4 protein-coding genes are annotated in these 3,792 nt (G+C 68.4%); all 4 read left to right on the top strand.

What is annotated here, in order from left to right; all coding sequences use genetic code 11:
• Nucleotides 1-295 precede the first annotated feature (295 nt).
• Complete coding sequence (locus tag ABT115_RS25525) at nt 296-445, top strand: hypothetical protein (RefSeq protein WP_351794139.1); 150 nt, start codon at nt 296-298, stop codon at nt 443-445.
• Between the two features lie 300 nt (nt 446-745).
• Complete coding sequence (locus tag ABT115_RS25520) at nt 746-1,654, top strand: TIGR03619 family F420-dependent LLM class oxidoreductase (RefSeq protein WP_502969164.1); 909 nt, start codon at nt 746-748, stop codon at nt 1,652-1,654.
• 10 nt (nt 1,655-1,664) lie between these two features.
• Entirely contained in the window at nt 1,665-2,462 is a 798-nt protein-coding gene (locus ABT115_RS25515; RefSeq protein ID WP_351794133.1) for an SDR family NAD(P)-dependent oxidoreductase, read from the top strand.
• Nucleotides 2,463-2,569: 107 nt separating this feature from the next.
• Nucleotides 2,570-3,700 carry an LLM class flavin-dependent oxidoreductase gene (locus tag ABT115_RS25510; RefSeq protein ID WP_351794131.1) on the top strand — a complete coding sequence of 377 codons (1,131 nt, stop codon included), beginning with the start codon at nt 2,570-2,572 and terminating at the stop codon, nt 3,698-3,700.
• The last annotated feature ends 92 nt before the right edge of the window (nt 3,701-3,792 follow it).

The following is a 3,792-nucleotide window of genomic DNA, read 5'->3' as shown; positions in this document are numbered from 1 at the left end:
TGTCGGCCCGACGGGTGCCGCTGGCACCAACGGTGCTGATGGTGCTACCGGTCCGACGGGTCCTGTCGGCCCGACGGGTGCCGCTGGCACCAACGGTGCTGATGGTGCTACCGGTCCGACGGGTCCTGTCGGCCCGACGGGCGCCACTGGCGCGACGGGTGCTACGGGCCCGGCCGGACCTGTCGGCCCGGCCCAGACTGCCACCAGTGCCGCCACGGTCGTGCCCGCTGGGGGCAGCGTTCAGGACATCGTCGCTGTGTGTCCTGCCGGGACCGTGGTGACCGGGGGAGGCGCCGTGAACCAGCTGCAGAACGATGAGATCCACTGGACCGCGAGTGCTCCGGACACCGTGACCAACACCTGGCACGTCTCCGCGTACAACAGCGGTGCCGGCCCGCAGACCGTCCAGTCGTACGCGGTCTGCCTCCCCGCCAGCGCTACGTGAGGTGACTGGTTCCAAGGGGACTGGACAGGAACCCGCTTAGCTTTCGGGACAGCTTCCGCGGCCGCTGCCGCAGCAGATGAAGGGTCTTCTGCTGCGGCAGCTTCATGTCGTCCCCGCCGCGCGGACGTCCTGCGGCTGCTGGACAGTGTGGCGAGCCGTGGCACCGGTTCGCGCCGACCTCTTGTCTGATGTGACGTCAGGTATGACGATGGCCCCCGCGTAATTATGTGACGACACGTCAGATTCCCTGTAGGAGGCCGTTCGGTGCCGATAGTTTCCGCCGGGCCGCTGTCGTACGGCATGCAGCTCCCGATCCAGTCGCAGAGCACCATCTACGCAGAGGGGTGGGAGGCCGCCGCCACCCCCGCCGACCTCGCCGAGATCGCCCGCACCGCCGACCGTACCGGCTTCGCCTACCTGGCAAGCTGCGACCATGTCGCGATCCCACGGCGGCTCGCCGGGGTCATGAGCACCGTCTGGTACGACCCGGTCGCCACCCTCGCCTTTCTCGCCGGGATCACCGAGCGCGTCCTGCTGATGAGCCATGTCGCCGTCGTCGGCCTGCGGCACCCGCTGGCCACCGCCAAGCAGTACGCCACCCTCGACCACCTCAGCGGTGGCCGGCTGATCCTCGGGGTCGGGGCCGGGCATGTGCCGGAGGAGTTCCAGGCGCTCGGGGCGGACTTCGAGGGGCGGGGAGGGGTCCTCGACGAGACCATCGACGCACTGAAGGCGGCGCTCGGCCCCGAGGAGTACCCGGAGTTCGCGGGGGAACGGTTCTCCTTCGCCGGGCTCGGGCAGCTGCCGCGGCCGGCCCAGGAACGGGTGCCGGTCTGGGTGGGGGGCTCCTCGCCCGCCGCTGTGCGCCGGGCCGCGTTGCGGGGGGACGGCTGGCTGCCGCAGGGAGATCCGCGGGGGAAGCTGCCCGCGCAGATCGCCCGGCTGAAGGAGCTGCGCGAGGCGGCAGGCGTCGAGGAGCCGGTCGTCATCGGTGCGATCACCGAGCCGTTGTACGTCGGTGAGCCGGAGTGGTCCGTCGGGCGGCGGACCCTCACCGGAAAGCCGGAGGCCGTCGCCGAGTCGCTGCGTGAGTACGGGGCCATGGGCGTCCACCAGATCCAGGTGCGGTTCCGCAGTCGTAGCCGTAGCGAACTGACCGATCAGATGGCGGCGTTCGCCGCCGAGGTCGCACCCCATCTCGACAGGTAGGAGTCAGGTCATGGGCAAGCTGGACGGGCGGGTCGTGCTGATCAGCGGTGCGGCGCGCGGACAGGGCGAGCAGGAGGCGAGGCTCTTCGTCGCGGAGGGTGCGCGGGTGGTGATCGCCGATGTGCTCGACGAGCAGGGCGAGGCGCTGGCCAAGGAGCTGGAGGAGGAGTCCGGGAAGGACATCGCCCGGTTCGTCCATCTGGATGTGAGCCGGGAGGAGGAGTGGCAGGCCGCCGTCGCCGCCGCGAAGGACACCTTCGGAAGGATCGACGGGCTGGTCAACAACGCGGGGATACTCCGGTTCAACGAGCTGGTGACCACACCGCTGGAGGAGTTCCAGCAGGTGGTGCAGGTCAACCAGGTGGGTGCCTTCCTGGGGATCAAGAACGTCGCGCCCGAGATCGAGGCCGCGGGCGGCGGGACCATCGTGAACACCGCCTCGTACACGGGGCTCACGGGCATGGCGTTCGTGGGCGCGTACGCCGCCACCAAGCATGCGGTGCTCGGTCTGACCAAGGTGGCGGCCGTGGAGCTGGCCGCGAAGGGGATACGGGTCAACGCCGTCTGCCCCGGGGCTGTGGACACCGCGATGACCAATCCGGCGGCACTGGACCCGTCCGCGGACCCGGAGGAGTCCAGGGCCGCGGTGGCCGAGCTGTACAAGAAGCTCGTACCGCTGGGGCGGATCGGGCGGCCGCAGGAGGTGGCGGCGCTGGCGCTCTTCCTGACCTCGGACGATTCCTCGTACATCACCGGGCAGCCGTTCGTCATCGACGGAGGATGGCTGGCGGGTGTCAGCCTGTTCTGAGGTGGCTGACGAAGCGTCAGGTATTGACGGGCGCGGGTGCCGGTGAAACAGTCGGACGCATCCAAATCTGACGGAGCGTCAGAAATGAATGAGGACGGTGAACCCCCTTGGAATTCGGGATCTTTGTACAGGGGTACGTGCCCGCCGCACGGGCCAAGGTTGACCCCGAGGCAGAGCACAAGGCGCTGATCGAGGAGACCGAGTACGTCATCCAGGCGGACAAGTCCGGCTTCAAGTACGCCTGGGCCTCCGAGCACCACTTCCTGGAGGAGTACTCGCACCTCTCGGCCAACGATGTGTACCTGGGCTACCTCGCACACGCCACCGACCGCATCCACCTCGGATCCGGCATCTTCAACCCGCTCGCCCCCGTCAACCACCCGGTGAAGGTGGCCGAGAAGGTCGCCATGCTCGACCACCTCTCCGAGGGCCGCTTCGAATTCGGCTCCGGGCGCGGGGCCGGCAGCCACGAGATCCTGGGCTTCATGCCGGGCATCACCGACATGAACCACACCAAGGAACTCTGGGAAGAGACCATCGCCGAGTTCCCCAAGATGTGGCTCCAGGACGAGTACGTCGGCTTCCAGGGAAAGCACTGGTCACTGCCGCCGCGCAAGATCCTGCCCAAGCCGTACGGGAAGTCGCACCCGGCGATGTGGTACGCGGCCGGATCGCCGTCCAGTTACGCGATGGCGGGCAAAAAGGGGCTCGGCGTGCTGGGCTTCAGCGTGCAGAAGGTCTCGGACATGGAGTGGGTCGTCGAGTCCTACAAGACGGCCGTCAAGGAGGCCGAACCCGTCGGGGACTTCGTCAACGACAACGTCATGGTCACCTCCACGGCCATCTGCGCCGAGACGCACGCGAAGGCCGTCGAGATCGCGGTGGGCGGCGGTCTGAACTATCTGCAGTCGCTGCTGTTCCGCTACCACGACACGTTCCCGCGGCCCGAGGGCATCCCGGAGTGGCCCGAGCTGCTGCCGGAGTACTCCGAGGAGATCATCGAGCTCCTGATCGCCGAGGAGCTGATGATCTGCGGTGATCCGGACGAGGTGCTGCGGCAGTGCAAGCGGTGGGAGCAGGCAGGGGCGGATCAGCTGAGCTTCGGGTTGCCGATCGGGATCAGCCGTGAGGACACGTTGAACTCGATCAGGCTGATCGGCGAGCACGTGATCCCGAAGATCGACACGGACCCGGTGCACCGGACCTCGCGGTTCCGGGGGGCGGCGGGCCGCGCGTAGGGCGTGTTTCGAAAGTCCCGTCGTCCGCCCGAAGGGCGGGCCCCGCGGCGTCTGGTGCGTGCGATCGCAAGGCGGAGGGTCGTCCTCGTACT

Source organism: Streptomyces sp. NPDC001832, from assembly GCF_040297265.1.
In the GTDB taxonomy this organism is placed as follows: Bacteria; Actinomycetota; Actinomycetes; order Streptomycetales; family Streptomycetaceae; genus Streptomyces.
Note: the sequence above shows the minus strand (reverse complement) of the source record. Positions and strands in the feature narration are given on the sequence as shown.